This is a genomic window from Mesorhizobium sp. M5C.F.Cr.IN.023.01.1.1, from assembly GCF_003997585.1.
In the GTDB taxonomy this organism is placed as follows: domain Bacteria; phylum Pseudomonadota; class Alphaproteobacteria; order Rhizobiales; family Rhizobiaceae; genus Mesorhizobium; species Mesorhizobium wenxiniae.
Genome location: NZ_RZSU01000215.1, coordinates 1 through 2,743, shown reverse-complemented (window position 1 = coordinate 2,743; position 2,743 = coordinate 1). Strand labels below are relative to the sequence as shown.

The window sequence follows — 2,743 nt, the reverse complement described above, 5'->3', positions numbered from 1 at the left end:
GTGTGACGACGCCGCTGGCCAATGCCGGCAAGATGCTTGTCACCATCTAGTGGTGAAAGTCTGACACTTGGTACCGGTGGACGGCAAGAACCGACCCCTTGCGGACTATCCCTGATGGGGAGGTCAAAGGAACGTCGTGACCCGAAGGCGACATTTGTCTGGACCGTCGGTAGGTCTCGTCAGGGTGGAAACCGGAAGTTCGACGCGAACCCAACAGAGAGCTCGCCGGCTGTTCACAGCTGCTCTACGCGCTCAGTCCTCGGACAACCCGGCCAGAGAACTATCCTTCCAGAAGCGACGCGGGATCAAGGGACGTCGCCTGGCCGGACGTAACGCGCAGGAGAGGGCATCTTTGCAAACGCGACGATCACTCCGGCACGCCGGCAATACCCAGCGCTTCGACGTAGCGCTCGGCGAACACCTTGTCCCGCCACGGGTTGATCTGCCTCTGCAGGCCGAGCGTGTAGGTCGGGAACGCCTCCATCAGCCGCCGCGCCGCCGCCCGCGCTTCGTCCAGCCGGTTGAGTTTGACCAGCGCCATGATCACCACCCGGTGCGAGGAGCCGTAATTCGGCATCTCGCGCAGCGCTCGTTCTCCCCAAGCCAGCGCTTCCTCGTAGCGTTCGAGCATCAGGTAGCTCATCCCGATGCCGGAGAGCGCGATGCCCTTCTCGGGGTCGACCGGACTCAGCCGCATTGCCCTGTGGAAGTGCTCGATCGCGACGAGGGGGTGGCCGGAATGGGCGTTCACCCAGCCGCTGCCCGTATGGCCCTGCGCCGAATTGGGGTTGAGGAGCAGGGACCGTTCGATCGTGTCCAGCGCCGTCTCGTAATCCTTGGCGCTGTAGGCGATCACCTGCGCGGCGAAACGCAAGCTTGTCGGGTCGTCTCGCGCGTCCGCCAGCACCTCGCGGGCCATGCGCACGGCGACGCGGATATCGTCGGGCTCGTGCCAGCACTGACTCACCGACAGGCTGCGGATATAGGCACCTAGTGCCTTCGCCAGAGTGAAGCCTGGGTCGATGCTGAGCGCCTCGTTGGTGAGCCGGCGCACGTCGGCGAAGCCTTCGCGCGTCATGCTGTAGAAGCGCGGCAGCGCACGAAGGTAGAGGTCGTAGGCACCGATGTAGTCGGTCGGCTTCATTCGCGCCTGCTTGATCTCCTGCAGCCGGATGCTCGGTTCGACAGCGCCGACGACGCTCTCGGTCACCTTGTCCTGCAGGTCGAAGATGTCGCTCACGTCGCCCTCGAAGCGGTCGGCCCAGACATGATGTCCGCTGATCGCGTCCACCAACTGCCCACTGATGCGCACCCGCGATCCTGCTCTGCGGATGCTGCCTTCGAGCACATAGCGGACGCCCAGCTCGCGCCCGACCTGGCGCAGGTCCACCGCCCGGCCCTTGTAGGTGAAGGACGAGTTGCGGGCGATCACGAAGAAGGAGTTCACCCGGCTCAATCCCGTGATGATGTCCTCCACCAGCCCGTCGGCGAAGTATTCCTGGTCGGGATCGCCGCTCATGTTGGTAAAAGGCAGAACCGCGATCGAGGGTTTCGCGGGCAGCGGAGGCGATGCAGCCACCGAGGCGCCGGCGTCGGTCTCGACGCGGTAGGCGCGCACAGGCCGCTCGATGTTCTTGAGGCGCAGGTTGCCGAGCGGCGTGAAGCCGCAGTCGAGCTTGCCCTGAAGGTGGTCGTAGGCGGTGCCTGAGACAACCACGGTGCCGGGATCGGCGATGCCGTCGAGGCGGGCGGCGATGTTGACCCCGTCGCCGTAGAGGTCGCCGTCCTCCTCGCAGACCACGTCGCCGAGATTGACGCCGATGCGGAAGCGAATCCGCTCTTCCTCGGGCATCTCCGCCTCGTGTTCTGCCAAAGCCTGCTGGATCGCCATCGCCGAGGCCACCGCGTTGACGACGCTCGCGAACTCACACAGCATGCCGTCGCCGGTGAGCTTGACGATCCGACCCCGGTGCTCAGAGACCAGCGGTTCGAGGAGGTCCTTGCGGTAGATCTTCAGCCGCTCGAGCGTGCCGCGCTCGTCGCGCTCCGTCAGGCGCGAATAGCCGACCACGTCGCAAACCATGATCGCTGCGAGGTGGCGCTGCGTGGTCATTGCACCGCTCAGCCAAGCGCCTGCACGCGGGCCGCCCCGCGTCCATGTCCTGCCAACTTCCAGACGCCCCATGTGCATGGTATCCGTCTCTCCCAGTCGCCGCCCGTCGCCGATACAGAACGGAAAACGCAGCTCGACCTTGCCTTCACGAGATTTCGCTATCCCGCTTGCGAGGCGTGGAGCGTTCCAGTCGCCGCGCGAACAGCCAACCGACGACACGCCCACGCAGCCTCGGGGGACGCTGACACGTCACTCCCAGAAGGCCGGAAATATTCCTTGCTCTGTGTAACCGGTTGACGCCGCCGTGGCGGTGCTTTTGTCACGGCGAAGTAACAGCGAGATGCCCTACGAATGCGCATCGGGCATTACACCAGACGTTCGCGCTTAGAGGTGCTGAGGCCGAAAGTGGCCCCGCCGGCGCGTTCCGATCGGCGAGACGGAAGGCAGAAAGCCACCCTGAGCTGCCCTACACGTCGGGTAGCAAGCGTCAGGCTTTCACCATCAAGCGGCGGCGAGCGAGCGTCAATTCTTCGGCCGCGGGGGCTCCAGGATCAGCCATTTGATGATGCCCATAGCCGGCAGCACCCAGAGCATGCCGCTGAGCAGGAAGAACAGGAAATGCGCCCACGG

At 64.8% G+C, this 2,743-nt stretch carries 2 protein-coding genes; both read right to left on the bottom strand.

Annotated elements, in window-relative coordinates:
* Positions 1-367: 367 nt before the first annotated feature.
* Positions 368-2,113 carry an adenylate/guanylate cyclase domain-containing protein gene (locus tag EOA78_RS35295; protein WP_127320318.1) on the bottom strand — a complete coding sequence of 582 codons (1,746 nt, stop codon included), beginning with the start codon at positions 2,111-2,113 and terminating at the stop codon, positions 368-370.
* A 522-nt stretch (positions 2,114-2,635) separates the two neighbouring features.
* On the bottom strand, positions 2,636-2,743 hold a 108-nt coding region (locus EOA78_RS35290; RefSeq protein WP_127320316.1), incomplete at its 5' end, for a DUF2842 domain-containing protein.